The organism is Caballeronia calidae (genome assembly GCF_900044055.2).
Taxonomy (GTDB): Bacteria; Pseudomonadota; Gammaproteobacteria; order Burkholderiales; family Burkholderiaceae; genus Caballeronia; species Caballeronia calidae.
The window spans coordinates 39,662-53,987 of record NZ_FCOX02000017.1 but is presented as its reverse complement, the minus strand read 5'-3'; the positions used below and the strand labels follow the sequence as shown (position 1 = coordinate 53,987).

Here is a 14,326-nt window from a genome sequence, read left to right as displayed (position 1 = left end):
AAATCGAGGTTTGATTCGCTAGAGGTATGAGATGGACTGTGTGTTTTGCCGTGAAGACGGCGGCGATGTTCTATGGTCGGACGACGCGTTGCGCGTCGTCCTCGCCGATGAGCCCGACTGGCCGGGTCTGTGCCGTGTGGTCTGGGGCGCGCACGTCGCCGAAATGTCCGATTTGTCGGACGGCGACCGCGCGCGCGTGATGACCGCCGTCAACGGCGTCGAACGCGCGATGCGCCGCGTGCTCGTGCCTGAGAAGATCAATCTGGCGAGCCTCGGCAATCAGGTGCCGCACGTGCATTGGCACATCATTCCACGCTTTTCCAACGACTCCCGCTTTCCGCTGCCGATCTGGGCGCCGCGTCAGCGCACGGTCTCGGAATCGCAACTTTCCAAGCGCCGCGCGCAGGCGACGCTCCTGCGCGAACAAGTGCGCAACGAGCTGAACCAGGCGTTCGGCCATCAATAAGACGACATCATGAGCGGACTCACATCAACGACGCCGATTCCCACCGGCGTCGTCGTGCATTCGAAATCCCGCGTGCTCGAACTGCAATACGGCGATACGTCGTTTCGCGTGCCGTTCGAGTTGTTGCGCGTATATTCGCCTTCCGCCGAAGTACAGGGCCACGGGCCGGGACAGGAAACGCTGCAGACCGGCAAGCGGGAGGTGACGATCATCGGCATCGATCCGGTCGGGCATTACGCGCTGCAACTGAATTTTTCGGACGGCCACAATACCGGCATCTACTCCTGGGACATCCTGTACGACCTGGCGACGCGTCAGGACGAGCTGTGGCGCGAGTATCTTGGAAAACTGGAAGCGGCGGGCGTGGACCGCGACACGCCGATGGCGACCAAATCCGCCGGCGGCGGGCACTGCCACTGAGGCAGCCGGGCATCACGGATGCGGCATAGCGCCGCAATCCGGCGCGACAATTGCGCGGACATAGAACGAACAACAGGCGAGGAAAGAGCGCGATGAGCAAGACCCACTTCGGATACGAAACGGTCGACGAGCAGGACAAGGCGAAGAAAGTGGCGGGCGTATTTCACTCCGTCGCAAGCAACTACGACTTGATGAACGACCTGATGTCCGGCGGACTGCATCGGATCTGGAAGCATTTCACGATCGGGCAGGCCAAGGTGCGGGCGGGCTACAAGGTGCTGGACATCGCGGGCGGCACCGGCGATCTCGCGATGGCGTTCGCCAAACAGGCGGGCGAAACGGGCGAGGTCTGGCACACGGACATCAACGAATCGATGCTGCGCGTCGGCCGCGACCGGCTGATCGACAAGGGCGTGCTGACGCCCACGCTGCTCTGCGACGCCGAGAACATCCCGTTCCCGGACAATTATTTCAATGTGGTTACGGTAGCTTTCGGTTTGCGTAATATGACGCACAAAGACCGTGCGCTGGCCGAAATGCAGCGCGTGATCAAGCCGGGCGGCCGTTTGCTCGTGCTGGAGTTCTCGAAAGTGTGGGAACCGCTGAAGAAGCCGTACGATATCTACAGTTTCAAGATTTTGCCGTGGCTTGGCGAAAAAGTGGCCAAAGATGCGGAGAGCTATCGGTACTTGGCCGAGTCCATCCGCATGCACCCGGACCAGGAAACATTGAAAACGATGATGGAACAAGCGGGCCTGGATCGAGTCGAATATTACAATTTGTCAGGTGGCGTGGTAGCGTTACACGTCGGGACCAAATTTTAGTGTTCCACTCTCTTAAGGATTCGATATGTTCGATTCGCGCACACCCCAATCCCGGGGTTTCCTGAACCTCTTCTTCAGGAAGGCCGGAATCTTGGCGCTGGCTGGCGTTATTGCGGCTGGCGCGATCTTCGCGGAAACGGCGGAAGCCAAGCGCATGGGTGGCGGCCGCAGCATGGGCCGTCAGTCGGCCACGGCGACGCAGCAGCATCAGGCCACGCCGCCGTCGCAATCGCAATCCATGCAGCAGGGCCAGCAGCCGGGTCAGGCCGCTCAGGCGAACCGCGCGCAACCCGCGCCGGCCACGCCCGCGGCGCAACCCGCGCGAAACCGCTGGCTCGGACCGATCGCCGGTCTGGCGGCGGGTCTGGGCATCGCGGCGCTGCTTTCGCACTTCGGGCTGGGCGAAGCGTTCGCCGGCGCGATGGCCAACATGATCATGATCGCGTTGATCGTGCTGGCGGCCGTCATGCTGTTCCGCTTCATCATGCGCAAGCGTCAGGGCAACAACACGCCCGCGTACGCCGGCGCGGGCGCGGGCTCGGCTTCGGGCTCGCCGTACGGCGCGAGCGCGCGCACGAGCCTGAACCAGGACCCGCCGCAAGTTCCGCAGCAGCCGACCGGCTTCGGCGCGAACTATATCGAGTCCGCGGCGCCGCAACAGGCCGTGCAGGCGAACGTGCCGGCTGGCTTCGATACCGAAGCGTTCGTGCGTAACGCGAAGGTCTACTTCGTGCGTCTGCAGGACGCGTGGGACCGCGGCAATGTCAACGACATCCGCGAATTCACGACGCCCGAAATGTTCGCCGAAGTGAAGCTCGACGTCGACGCGCGCGGCAGCGCGCCGAACCGCACGGACGTGGTGCAGCTCAACGCCGATGTCCTCGGCGTCGAAGACCGCGCGACCGAATATCTGGCGAGCGTGCGTTTCCACGGTCTCATCCGCGAGTCGGAAGGCTCGGCAGCGGAGCCGTTCGTCGAGGTGTGGAATCTGTCGAAGCAGAAGGCGGGCAACGAAGGCTGGCTGCTGGCGGGTATTCAGCAGGTCAGTTGAGCGTGACGGTGCCGGGGCGCGACGCCCTGGCTCCTTCGCGTGAGGTGCGAGAGGCGCGGCGTAGTACCGGAAAGTCGCGCGAACGTCCCGCACGGATTTAACCCGTAGAATAGAACCCGCGTGAGCTACCGCTCGCGCGGGTTTTTTTATCTCACACTCGATGACGAACGCAGACGAATCCGCCCGTCCCGCAGCAAATCCCGCCTTGAAGACCGCGTCCACTGGGTTCGCGGCCGCCGTGAATCATCTGCTCGCGCGTGAGCCTTGGGCTCGCGAGCGCGTGAAGCCTTACGCCGGCAAGCGCGTGAAGCTGTCGTGCTCGCCGGTGTCGATCGCGCTGGTGGTGCAACCGGACGGTCTCTTCACGGCGACGAGCGAGGCGGAGGCCGGCGAGTTCGACGTGACGATCGCCGTGCCGCTCGACGCTTTGCCGGCGTTCCTGCAAGGCGGCCAGGCGGCGGTGATGAAGCACGTGCGCATCGAAGGCGACGCGGAATTCGCGACGACGCTCGCCAAGCTCGCGGAGCACCTGCGCTGGGATCCGGAAGAGGATCTCGCACGGGTGATCGGCGACGCGCCGGCGCATCGCGTCGGGCTGATCGCGCGGGCGGTTCATGAGCAGGCGCAGCGTACCGGACGGAATCTGCTGGATACCTTCACCGAATATGTCCTCGACGAGCGCCCGCAGCTCGTCCGCAAGAGCGCACTTGACGCGTTCAACGCCGAGCTTTCGAAGACACGCGATGCGCTCGCGCGCGTCGAGAAGCGCATCGAAAGAATCGAACGCCAAAGCGATCAACGACAGCCGGCTAGCGGCGCCTCAGCGCGAACCGGCGGCGAGTCCGTGCGCGACTCGCGCGAATAACGAGCTGAAGCGAAACTGAACCATGCGTTTTCTGCGTTTCCTCAAGATTTTTTTCACGATCGTCCGCTTCGGACTCGATGAACTCGTGATGAGCGGCATCGACGATCGTCGTGTGCGCTATCTCATGCGCATCACGACCTTCGGCCGCCGGTTCAATATCGAGCGCGGCATCCGGCTGCGGCTCGCGCTGGAAAGCCTCGGGCCGATCTTCGTGAAGTTCGGCCAGGTGCTGTCGACGCGGCGCGACCTGCTGCCCGTCGATATCGCCGACGAGCTCGCCAAGCTTCAGGACCGCGTGCCGCCGTTCGATTCGGCGGTGGCGGTGTCGATCATCGAGAAGTCGCTCGGCGCGCCGATCGACGAATTGTTCGACGATTTCGAGCGCGTGCCGGTGGCGAGCGCGTCGATCGCGCAGGTGCACTTCGCCAAGATCAGGAACGGCGAGCACGCGGGCAAACCCGTCGCGGTGAAGGTGCTGCGCCCGGGCATGTTGCCGGTGATCGACTCCGATCTCGCGCTCCTGCGCGACATCGCGACATGGGCCGAGCGTTTGTGGGCGGACGGCCGGCGCCTGAAGCCGCGCGAAGTGGTCGCCGAATTCGACAAGTATCTGCACGACGAACTCGACCTGATGCGCGAGGCGGCGAACGGCAGCCAGCTGCGCCGCAACTTCCAGGGACTCGATCTGCTGCTCGTGCCGGAGATGTACTGGGATCTGTCCGCGCCGACCGTGCTCGTCATGGAGCGCATGGTCGGCGTGCCGATCAGCCAGGTCGATACCCTGCGCGCGGCGGGCGTCGATATTCCGAAGCTCGCGCGCGAAGGCGTCGAGATTTTCTTCACGCAGGTGTTCCGCGACGGCTTTTTCCACGCCGACATGCACCCCGGCAATATTCAGGTGAGCCTCGATCCGGCAACGTTCGGGCGCTATATCGCGCTGGATTTCGGCATCGTCGGGGCACTGTCGGACTTCGACAAGAACTATCTCGCGCAGAACTTCCTCGCGTTCTTCAAGCGCGACTATCACCGCGTCGCCACGCTGCACCTCGAATCCGGCTGGGTGCCGCCGAGCACGCGCGTCGAGGAGCTGGAAAGCTCCATTCGCGCCGTCTGCGAACCGTACTTCGATCGTGCGCTGAAGGACATTTCGCTCGGTCAGGTGCTGATGCGCCTCTTTTCGACGTCGCGCCGTTTCAATGTCGAGATCCAGCCGCAGCTCGTGCTGCTGCAAAAGACGATGCTCAACGTCGAAGGCCTCGGACGCTCGCTCGATCCCGAGCTCGATCTGTGGAAAACGGCCAAGCCGTATCTCGAGCGCTGGATGAACGAGCAGATTGGCTGGCGCGGCTGGTACGAGCGCCTGCAGATGGAAGCGCCGCAGTGGAGCAAGACCATTCCGCAATTGCCGCGGCTGATTCACCATATTCTGGCGGAGCACCACGACGCCCCGAAGAGCGGCAGCGACGAAATCATGCGGATGCTTCTCGCCGAGCAGAAGCGCACGAACCGCCTGCTCGTAACGCTGCTCGTCGCCGGTCTGATCGTGACGGCGGGCGCGGGCGTGGTGATCGCGAAACTGTGGCTCGGCCATCCGTGAAGGCGACGACATGAGCGATCCGACGAATCCAGACGTTCCCAATTTCGAAAATCGCGACCCGAATTCGCCCGGTTTCTGGGACGAGCGCTTCGGCCACCATTACACGCCGTGGGATCAGGCCGGCGTGCCGGAGATGTTCAAGCGCTTCGTCGCGTCGCGGCAAGCGCAGAACGTGCTGATTCCCGGCTGCGGCAGCGCGTACGAGGCGCTCTATCTCGCGGAACGCGGCTGGCCGGTGCGCGCGATCGATTTCGCGCCGGGCGCCGTCGAGGCTGCGCGCGCGCAATTGGGCGCGCATGCCGGCCTCGTCGAAGAGGCGGATTTTTTCGCTTACGAGCCGCCTTTTTCGCCCGGATGGATTTACGAGCGGGCCTTTCTCTGCGCACTGCCGAAGGACCGCTGGCAGGACTACGCCGACCGGATGGCGGCGCTTCTCGAGCCAGGCGCGGTGCTGGCAGGCTTCTTTTTCATCGGATCGACGCCGAAGGGGCCGCCGTTCGGCATCGAGCGCGGCGAGCTGGACGCGCTGCTGTCTTCGCGTTTCGAATTGATCGAAGACCGCGAGGTGGCCGACTCGATTCCCGTCTTCGCCGGCCACGAGCGCTGGATGACCTGGCGGCGTGGGTGAGCCGGCAGGCTTGAAATCCGTCGACGGCGCCCTGAAATATGGCGCGGTTAATCTTGTGCCGCTGATCCCGAAAATCGCGGGTCAATATTGGTTTGCGGCTATACTTCAAGGCTTTGCAAGCGTCGACAGATAATTGTAGGAAGAGTGCCATGCCGATTTACGCGTACCGCTGCGCACACTGCGGCCACGAAAAAGACGTGCTTCAGAAACTGAGCGATGCGCCGCTCACGCAATGTCCCGCCTGCGGAAAGGACGCCTTCTCGAAGCAGGTGACCGCTGCCGGCTTCCAGTTGAAAGGCTCCGGCTGGTATGTCACCGATTTCCGTGGCGGCAACGCCGCTTCGAACGGCGGCGCGGCGAGCGCGCCGGCGGCGAAAACGGATGGCGCATCCGACAATTCGAATTCCAGCGATGGCGCGAGCGCCGCAACGGTGTCATCGTCCGATACCGCCAAGCCCGCTGCGGATTCGTCCGCTTCGTCGAGCGCCGCCTGACGCGCAAGACGGCACGGCCGGGCGCCCGGCGTGCCCCGCAGATGATCTCGTCGACCGCGCTCAACCGGGCGCGGCCCGCCTGCCAAGCCGAATCTCCAACGTTTATGAGAGCCGGCGCAGCCTTCGCCCCGTGTAAATGACGACGAAAAAGACTACGCTGAAAACCGTGTTCCTCACCGGCCTGCTCGTGCTGGTGCCGCTTGCCATCACCCTGTGGGTGCTGGGGCTCGTCATCGGAACCATGGACCAGACGCTGCTCCTGCTGCCGCAGTCGTGGCAGCCCGAGCGCGTCGTGGGCTTCCATCTGCCGGGCGTGGGCGCGGTGCTGACGCTCGCCTTCATCTTCATCGTCGGCCTGCTGACGCAGAACTTCGTCGGCCAGAAACTCGTCGGATGGTGGGACGCGATCCTGCGTCATATTCCGGTGGTCGGTCCGCTCTATACGAGCGTGAAGCAGGTGTCGGACACGCTGCTCTCGTCGAGCGGCAACGCGTTCCGCAAGGCGCTCTTGATCGAATATCCGCGCAAGGGCTCGTATACCATCGGCTTTCTGACGGGCATTCCCGGCGGCGACGTGCTGAATCACCTGGACGAAGACCACGTGAGCGTCTACGTGCCGACGACGCCGAACCCGACGTCCGGTTTCTTCCTGATGATGCCGAAAAGCGAAGTCGTCGAACTGGATATGACCGTCGACGCAGCACTGAAGTACATCGTCTCGATGGGTGTGGTCGCCCCTGCGCCGAGCGCGCCGGCTTCGGTCGCGCCAGCCCGACGCCCCACCGAGCCGCCGATGTAATGCCGGCGCGCGCGCCGCGAGAGTCAGCCGAGAGAAGAGCATGACCCGGACGCGCGAGCCGTTGATCAACGAACAACGAAAGACACAACATCATGTCGATGCGATCTGAATACTGCGGTCTGGTGACCGAGGCCCGACTGGGCGAAACCGTCTCGCTGTGCGGCTGGGTGCATCGTCGCCGCGATCACGGTGGCGTTATCTTCATTGACTTGCGCGATCGCGAAGGCCTGGTTCAGGTCGTCTGCGACCCGGATCGCGCCGAGATGTTCAAGGTGGCCGAAGGCGTTCGGAACGAGTTCTGCGTGCAGGTCAAAGGCGTCGTGCGCAACCGTCCCGAAGGCACGATCAACGCGAACCTCACGAGCGGCAAGATCGAAGTGCTGTGCCACGAGCTGACCGTGCTGAACGCGTCGGTCACGCCGCCGTTCCAGCTCGACGACGACAACCTCTCCGAAACCACGCGCCTCACGCACCGCGTGCTCGACCTGCGCCGCCCGCAGATGCAGAAGAACCTGCGCCTGCGCTATCGCGTCGCGATGGAAGTGCGCAAGTATCTCGATGCGCAAGGCTTCATCGACATCGAAACGCCGATGCTCACCAAGAGCACGCCGGAAGGCGCGCGCGATTACCTCGTGCCGTCGCGCGTGAACGCAGGCCAGTTCTTCGCGCTGCCGCAATCGCCGCAATTGTTCAAGCAATTGTTGATGGTCGCGAACTTCGACCGTTACTACCAGATCACGAAGTGCTTCCGCGACGAAGACCTGCGCGCCGATCGCCAACCGGAATTCACGCAGATCGACTGCGAAACCTCGTTCCTGAACGAGCAGGAAATCCGCGATCTGTTCGAAGAGATGATCCGCCACGTCTTCAAGGAGACGATGGAAGTCGCGCTGCCTGAAAAATTCCCGGTCATGCTGTACTCGGAAGCGATGCGCCGCTTCGGCTCGGACAAGCCCGACCTGCGCGTGAAGCTCGAATTCGCGGACCTCACCGACGCGGTGAGGGACGTGGACTTCAAGGTCTTCAGCATGCCGGCCAACTCGAAGGATGGCCGCGTCGCTGCGTTGCGCGTGCCGAAGGGCGGCGAGCTGTCGCGTGGCGATATCGATGGCTACACGGAGTTCGTGCGCATCTACGGTGCGAAGGGTCTCGCGTGGATCAAGATCAACGACAAGACCAAGGGTCGCGACGGCCTGCAAAGCCCCATCGTCAAGAACCTGCATGACGCGGCGATCGCAGCGATCCTCGAGCGCACGGCGGCGGAAGACGGCGACATCATCTTCTTCGCGGCGGATCGCGCGAAGGTCGTGAACGACAGCCTCGGCGCGCTGCGCCTGAAGATCGGTCATTCGGAATTCGGCAAGGCGAACGGCCTGCTCGAAACCGGCTGGAAGCCGCTGTGGGTCATCGACTTCCCGATGTTCGAGTACGACGAGGAAGAAAACCGCTACGTGGCCGCGCATCACCCGTTCACGAGCCCGAAGGACGAGCACCTCGAATACCTCGAAACCGATCCGGGCCGTTGCCTCGCCAAGGCGTACGACATGGTGCTGAACGGCTGGGAAATCGGCGGCGGTTCGGTGCGTATCTTCCAGGAAGACGTGCAGAGCAAGGTGTTCCGCGCGCTGAAGATCGGTGCTGAAGAAGCACGTCTGAAGTTCGGCTTCCTGCTCGACGCGCTGCAGTACGGCGCGCCGCCGCACGGTGGTATCGCGTTCGGTCTGGACCGCATCGTCACGCTGATGTCCGGCGCGGATTCGATCCGCGACACGATCGCGTTCCCGAAGACGCAGCGCGCGCAAGACCTGCTCACGCAGGCGCCGAGCGAAGTGGACGAGCGCCAGTTGCGCGAGTTGCACATCCGTTTGCGTCAGCCGGAACAGAAGACGCATTAAGCATTACCAGTTGTCGTTGTAACGAAAAAGGCGCCGGGTGCGCCTTTTTCGTTTTTTGCGTTACAGTCTTTGCCAGAAGACAGACAATGAAACGTGCCTTCACAACGTCATGCTCAAGCCGCCGAAGATTCCCGAATCAGTCCTGGTCGTCATTCACACGCCGGAGCTCGATGTGCTCATCATCGAACGCGCGGACCACAAGGGCTTCTGGCAATCGGTGACAGGCTCGAAGGATCACATCGACGAGCCGCTGGCCGAAACCGCCGCGCGCGAAGTGCAGGAAGAGACGGGCATCGTGATCGGCAGCGCGCTCGTGCCGCCGAACGCGCTGCTCGACTGGCATCACAGCATTCAATACGAGATCTATCCGCAGTGGCGGCATCGCTATGCGGAAGGCGTCATGCACAACACGGAGCATCAGTTCAGCCTGCTCGTGCCACATTGCCTCGAAGTCACGCTCGCGCCGCGCGAGCACACCGCGCATCTGTGGCTGCCGTTTCGCGAAGCCGCTGACCGATGCTTCTCGTGGTCGAACCGAGAAGCGATCCTGCAATTGCCCGAGCGCCTCGCGGCGCATAACCGATGATCGGTATGCGCCCGCGACGCAGTTTCAAGCGGCTGCGGCAGGCGCTGTTCTCCGGCCGTCGTCCGCCGCGCCTTTGCTTCACGTCTGGCAATGAGGTTCGGCTCTTCAAGAGCGGCGTGCAGTTCTTCCCGGCGTTGATCGAGCGTATCGATAACGCGCGCAAATCGGTGTCGCTCGAAACCTACATCTTCGCCAACGACGACATCGGCCGCGCGGTCTCCGACGCCCTCATTCGCGCGGCCGAGCGCGGCGTCGAGGTGCGCGTGATCACGGATGGCATCGGCACCGAAAGCAATCTGCCGATGTTCAAGCTCTGGCAGGAGCGCGGCGTCGACCATCGCATCTACAACCCGCATCTTTTGTTTGGTCCGCAGGGCTGGTCGCGCACGCATCGCAAGCTCGCGCTGATCGACGAGACGTACGCGTATTGCGGCGGCATCAATATCGTCGACGACTACGATCAGAACGGCACGCGCCTCGAGCGGCCGCGCTGGGATTTCGCGATGGAGGCGCACGGGCCCGTCGTCAAGGACGTGCGCGAAGCGTTCGACCTGCAATGGCAGCGCATCCGCCTCGGCGTGAAGCCGCGTCAGCCGTCGCAGCCGGGCTGCGAGCCGCAAGAAAGCGACAGGCTCCCCGGCCGATGGAACGCGCGCCGCGCCATGCTCGCGCGCAGGCGTGCACGGCTCGGCGAGATACACGCGGTGGATCGGCCGTGCGTCGCGTTCGTCGCACGCGACAACCTGCTCAATCGGCGCGCGATCGAAAAGGCGTATCTGCGCGCAATCGCTCATGCCGAGCGTGAAGTGCTGCTCGCGAATCCCTACTTCATGCCGGGCCGCAAGCTGAGGCGCGCGCTCGTCAACGCGGCGGAGCGCGGCGTGCGCGTGTCGCTCGTCATCGGTCGCAAGGAGTTTGTCGCGCTGGATTACGCGACGCCGTTTCTCTACGGCAATCTCCTCAAGCACGGCGTGAGAATCGCCGAGTATGAGAAGACGATGCTCCACGGCAAAGTGGCGGTCGTGGATGCGGACTGGGCGACGATCGGCTCATCGAATCTGGATGCACTCTCGCTCGTGCTCAATAACGAGGCCAACATGGTGCTCGTGAATCATCCCGAAATCGCCGGCTTGCACGACGCTCTGCTTCAGGCGTTCGATGAAGGCCGTCCGATCGATGAAAAACATTATGCGTCGCGGCCAATTACGGAGCGGGCGCTTAATTGGCTCGCATACAACACATATCGTCTGATGATGAAAATGATCACAATCGGTCAGTACGATTAACATGCCATTCGGCAATTAATGAGTAAAAATATTAGCCAGTGAGCAAGCACAGATAAGACCTCCCACCAACTGGGAACTCGGGCAGTCACTTACAGGCAGTCCGTACATAAGACGCGACAATGGGCGCGGACATTGTTGAGATTTATCCTATAGACATGTCCTCGCGTTTTAGAAACGCGTTTCTAAAAAATTGCTTGTATCACCAGCGTTCGGCCACAATAATAGAACGGCCGTTCGATTTTACGGGTCACATAAGAACGGTAGGGACATCATGCGAAAAGGCGAACAGACGCGGGCCGCGATTCTCGACGCAGCGCTGGAGTTGGCAAGTCGGGACGGGCTGGAAGGGCTGACGATCGGCCTGCTGGCCGAGCGGATGCAGATGAGCAAAAGCGGTGTGTTTGCGCATTTCGGGTCTCGCGAGGACTTGCAGGTGGAAGTGGTGCGTGAGTACCACCGGCGCTTCGAAGATGAAGTGTTCTTTCCGAGCCTGCGCGAAGCACGCGGTTTGCCGCGATTGCGCGCGATGATGAATCGCTGGATGGAGAAGCGCATCCAGGAGGTGACCACGGGTTGTATCTATATCAGCGGAGCGGTCGAGTATGACGACCGTGCCGCGAGCGCCGTGCGCGAGCAGCTCGTGCACAGCGTGAGCATGTGGCGCGAGGCGCTGTTGCGCGCGATCCGCCAGTCGAAGGAGGAAGGGCATCTGAAGCCGGAGACGGATCCGCATCTGATGCTCTTCGAGCTGTACAGCTTTACGCTCGGCCTGCATCACGACGCGCGCTTCCTGCATCTGCCGGAGGCGGTGCAACTGACGCGGGACGCGCTGGAGAAGACGATCGTGTCGTATCAGACGTCGAGTACGGGCGCCAATGGCAGCGCCCCTCAACCGGCTCCGAGTGCGACCGCGAATCTGACTTCGCAACATACCGACAGCCGTTAGCGGCCGTTCGAATCGCAAGGTGGTTCGGCGGCGCGCAAACCAGACGTTTGAAGAAACTGGAGAGACTCATGGGACAGTACGCCGCCCCCCTTCGCGACATGCAGTTCGTGCTGCACGAAGTGCTGAAGGTTGAAGCTGAATTGAAGAGCATGCCAAAGCATGCCGACCTCGATGCCGACACCATCAATCAGGTGCTCGAGGAAGCCGGCAAGTTCTGCTCCGAAGTCGTGTTCCCGCTCAACCAGAGCGGCGACCGCGAAGGTTGCACTTACGAGGGCGATGGCGTCGTGAAGACGCCGGCCGGCTTCAAGGAAGCTTACCGCCAGTACATCGATGCGGGCTGGCCCGCGCTCGGCTGCGACCCCGAGTACGGCGGGCAGGGCTTGCCCGCGTTCGTGAACAACGCGGTCTACGAAATGCTCAATTCGGCGAACCAGGCCTGGACGATGTATCCGGGCCTCTCGCACGGCGCTTACGAATGCCTGCACGCGCACGGCACGCCGGAGCAAAAATCCACGTATCTGCCGAAGCTCGTCTCGGGCGAGTGGACCGGCACGATGTGCCTCACGGAACCGCATTGCGGAACGGACCTCGGCATTTTGCGCACGAAGGCCGAGCCGAACCCCGACGGATCCTACGCGCTGACCGGCACGAAGATCTTCATTTCGAGCGGCGAGCACGACATGGCGGAGAACATCATCCACCTGGTGCTCGCGCGTCTGCCGGGCGCGCAGATCGGAACGAAAGGCATTTCGCTCTTCATCGTGCCGAAGTTCGTGCCCGACGCAAGCGGCGCGATCGGTGCGCGCAACGACATCAAGTGCGGCTCCATCGAGCACAAGATGGGCATTCACGGCAACGCGACCTGCGTAATGAATCTCGATGGTGCGAAGGGCTGGCTCGTCGGCGAAGCGAACAAGGGCTTGAACGCCATGTTCGTGATGATGAACGCGGCGCGTCTGGGCGTTGGCATGCAGGGCCTGGGCCTCACGGAAGTCGCGTATCAGAACTCGCTCGTGTATGCGAAAGAGCGCCTGCAGATGCGCGCGCTCACCGGTCCCAAAGCGCCGGAGAAGCCCGCCGATCCGATCATCGTGCATCCGGACGTGCGTCGCATGCTGCTCACGCAAAAGGCATATGCCGAAGCGGGCCGCGCGTTCACGTACTGGGCGGCGTTGAACATCGACAAGGAGTTGTCGCACGCGGATGAGGCCGTGCGCGCCGAGGCCGCCGATTTTGTCGCGCTGCTTACGCCGGTCATCAAGGCCTTCCTGACGGACAACGCGTTCGAAGGCACCAACATGGGCATGCAGATCTATGGCGGCCACGGCTTCATCTCCGAATGGGGCATGGAGCAATACGTCCGCGATGCGCGCATCAACATGATCTACGAGGGCACGAATTCCATTCAGGCGCTCGATCTGCTCGGCCGCAAGATCATCGGCGACATGGGCGCGAAGCTGAAGCGCTTCGGCAAGCTCGTGACGGATTTCGTCGAGGAAGAAGGCGTGAAGCCGGAGATGCAGGAGTTCATCAATCCGCTCGCGGATATCGGCGAGAAGGTGCAGAAGCTCACGATGGAGATCGGCATGAAGGCCATGCAGAATCCCGATGAGGTCGGCGCTGCGGCCGTGCCTTATTTGCGGACTGTCGGGCATCTCGTGTTTTCTTATTTCTGGGCGCGGATGGCGCGCGTTGCGCTGGATAACGCCGCTTCGGGCGATGCGTTCTATAAGGCCAAGCTCGGTACTGCCCGCTTCTATTTCGCCAAGCTTCTGCCGGAAACCGCTTCGACTATTCGGGCCGCTCGCGCCGGTGCCAAGCCGATGATGGATTTTGACGAAGCGTTGTTCTGATTTTCTGCTTGCGCGATTGGTTTCGCTGGATCCCGTTTTCTTAGTGGTCTATTAGCGTTGCCCCTGTGCGGGGCGGCAGTCACTTTCTTTGCTGCTGCAAAGAAAGTAACCAAAGAAACAGCTATCCCCAGCCTAAGCACTTCAGGCCGGCCGCGGCACAGAAGATGGCACGTGGTCCGGCAGTAGCGAGTGCCCTCATAGGCCTAACCGGGCTTGGACCGCGCACGGTCTGACAAGCTAGAACCTTGAGGGCACTGGTTCAGCACCAAACAGCTCCGGCACAGCGCTACGCGCTGCCGTTGGGTTTGCAAGGGAAACCGACGAATCACAAATGCAGTGAGATGGAAGCGTTAGCAAAGAAGCACACGCAGCCCCGATGGACCGGTCGGCCGCGCAGCGGGCCGGAGCTATTTGGCGCCTTACCAGTAAGTTGAGCGGTGCGATGTGACAGACCGTGCGCGATCCAAGCCCGGAGAGTTTTGTGAGGGCACTCGCTAGTGCCGGACCACGAACGATCTTCTGTGCCGGGGCCGGTGTGAAGTACTTTGGATGGTGATAGCTGTTTCTTTGGTTACTTTCTTTGCAGCAGCAAAGAAAGTGACTGCCGCCCCGC

The 14,326-nt window shown here is 62.4% G+C and carries 14 protein-coding genes; all 14 read left to right on the top strand.

Going from position 1 to position 14,326, the window contains the following annotated elements:
* Nucleotides 1-31: 31 nt before the first annotated feature.
* Nucleotides 32-466: an HIT family protein gene (locus tag AWB78_RS17370; RefSeq protein ID WP_062606360.1), complete on the top strand. Its 435-nt coding sequence runs from the start codon at nt 32-34 to the stop codon at nt 464-466.
* Nucleotides 467-475: 9 nt separating this feature from the next.
* Nucleotides 476-886 carry a gamma-butyrobetaine hydroxylase family protein gene (locus AWB78_RS17365; RefSeq protein ID WP_062606357.1) on the top strand — a complete coding sequence of 137 codons (411 nt, stop codon included), beginning with the start codon at nt 476-478 and terminating at the stop codon, nt 884-886.
* A 92-nt stretch (nt 887-978) separates the two neighbouring features.
* Nucleotides 979-1,710, top strand: coding sequence for a bifunctional demethylmenaquinone methyltransferase/2-methoxy-6-polyprenyl-1,4-benzoquinol methylase UbiE (gene ubiE / locus AWB78_RS17360; RefSeq protein WP_062606355.1), 732 nt, complete (start codon nt 979-981; stop codon nt 1,708-1,710).
* Between the two features lie 25 nt (nt 1,711-1,735).
* Nucleotides 1,736-2,761, top strand: coding sequence for a Tim44 domain-containing protein (locus tag AWB78_RS17355; RefSeq protein WP_062606353.1), 1,026 nt, complete (start codon nt 1,736-1,738; stop codon nt 2,759-2,761).
* Nucleotides 2,762-2,966: 205 nt separating this feature from the next.
* Nucleotides 2,967-3,626 (top strand): ubiquinone biosynthesis accessory factor UbiJ, encoded by a 660-nt coding sequence (locus AWB78_RS17350; RefSeq protein WP_198399290.1) that lies wholly within the window; start codon nt 2,967-2,969, stop codon nt 3,624-3,626.
* 22 nt (nt 3,627-3,648) lie between these two features.
* Nucleotides 3,649-5,223 (top strand): ubiquinone biosynthesis regulatory protein kinase UbiB, encoded by a 1,575-nt coding sequence (gene ubiB, locus AWB78_RS17345; protein ID WP_062606349.1) that lies wholly within the window; start codon nt 3,649-3,651, stop codon nt 5,221-5,223.
* Nucleotides 5,224-5,233: 10 nt separating this feature from the next.
* Nucleotides 5,234-5,851: a class I SAM-dependent methyltransferase gene (locus AWB78_RS17340; protein ID WP_062606346.1), complete on the top strand. Its 618-nt coding sequence runs from the start codon at nt 5,234-5,236 to the stop codon at nt 5,849-5,851.
* 149 nt (nt 5,852-6,000) lie between these two features.
* Nucleotides 6,001-6,345, top strand: coding sequence for an FmdB family zinc ribbon protein (locus AWB78_RS17335; protein ID WP_062606344.1), 345 nt, complete (start codon nt 6,001-6,003; stop codon nt 6,343-6,345).
* A gap of 136 nt (nt 6,346-6,481) precedes the next feature.
* On the top strand, nt 6,482-7,144 hold the full coding sequence (locus AWB78_RS17330) for a DUF502 domain-containing protein (protein ID WP_062606342.1): 663 nt from the start codon (nt 6,482-6,484) through the stop codon (nt 7,142-7,144).
* Between the two features lie 92 nt (nt 7,145-7,236).
* Entirely contained in the window at nt 7,237-9,039 is a 1,803-nt protein-coding gene (gene aspS, locus AWB78_RS17325; protein ID WP_062606339.1) for an aspartate--tRNA ligase, read from the top strand.
* Between the two features lie 109 nt (nt 9,040-9,148).
* Complete coding sequence (nudB, locus tag AWB78_RS17320) at nt 9,149-9,625, top strand: dihydroneopterin triphosphate diphosphatase (RefSeq protein WP_062606337.1); 477 nt, start codon at nt 9,149-9,151, stop codon at nt 9,623-9,625.
* The gene (locus AWB78_RS17315; protein ID WP_374729475.1) at nt 9,625-10,911 is read left to right on the top strand and encodes a phospholipase D-like domain-containing protein; all 1,287 of its coding nucleotides are present in this window, start codon (nt 9,625-9,627) and stop codon (nt 10,909-10,911) included. Before nudB ends, AWB78_RS17315 begins: the two co-directional genes overlap by 1 nt.
* 271 nt (nt 10,912-11,182) lie before the next feature.
* Nucleotides 11,183-11,857, top strand: coding sequence for a TetR/AcrR family transcriptional regulator (locus AWB78_RS17310; RefSeq protein WP_062606333.1), 675 nt, complete (start codon nt 11,183-11,185; stop codon nt 11,855-11,857).
* A gap of 68 nt (nt 11,858-11,925) precedes the next feature.
* Nucleotides 11,926-13,713: an acyl-CoA dehydrogenase C-terminal domain-containing protein gene (locus tag AWB78_RS17305; RefSeq protein ID WP_062606332.1), complete on the top strand. Its 1,788-nt coding sequence runs from the start codon at nt 11,926-11,928 to the stop codon at nt 13,711-13,713.
* Nucleotides 13,714-14,326 lie beyond the last annotated feature (613 nt).

Coding starts and splice junctions, on each gene's coding strand:
- AWB78_RS17370 (WP_062606360.1), top strand. CDS start 32: ATGGACTGTGTGTTTTGCCGTGAAGACGGCGGCGATGTTCTATGGTCG.
- AWB78_RS17365 (WP_062606357.1), top strand. CDS start 476: ATGAGCGGACTCACATCAACGACGCCGATTCCCACCGGCGTCGTCGTG.
- ubiE (WP_062606355.1), top strand. CDS start 979: ATGAGCAAGACCCACTTCGGATACGAAACGGTCGACGAGCAGGACAAG.
- AWB78_RS17355 (WP_062606353.1), top strand. CDS start 1,736: ATGTTCGATTCGCGCACACCCCAATCCCGGGGTTTCCTGAACCTCTTC.
- ubiB (WP_062606349.1), top strand. CDS start 3,649: ATGCGTTTTCTGCGTTTCCTCAAGATTTTTTTCACGATCGTCCGCTTC.
- AWB78_RS17340 (WP_062606346.1), top strand. CDS start 5,234: ATGAGCGATCCGACGAATCCAGACGTTCCCAATTTCGAAAATCGCGAC.
- AWB78_RS17335 (WP_062606344.1), top strand. CDS start 6,001: ATGCCGATTTACGCGTACCGCTGCGCACACTGCGGCCACGAAAAAGAC.
- AWB78_RS17330 (WP_062606342.1), top strand. CDS start 6,482: ATGACGACGAAAAAGACTACGCTGAAAACCGTGTTCCTCACCGGCCTG.
- aspS (WP_062606339.1), top strand. CDS start 7,237: ATGTCGATGCGATCTGAATACTGCGGTCTGGTGACCGAGGCCCGACTG.
- nudB (WP_062606337.1), top strand. CDS start 9,149: ATGCTCAAGCCGCCGAAGATTCCCGAATCAGTCCTGGTCGTCATTCAC.
- AWB78_RS17310 (WP_062606333.1), top strand. CDS start 11,183: ATGCGAAAAGGCGAACAGACGCGGGCCGCGATTCTCGACGCAGCGCTG.
- AWB78_RS17305 (WP_062606332.1), top strand. CDS start 11,926: ATGGGACAGTACGCCGCCCCCCTTCGCGACATGCAGTTCGTGCTGCAC.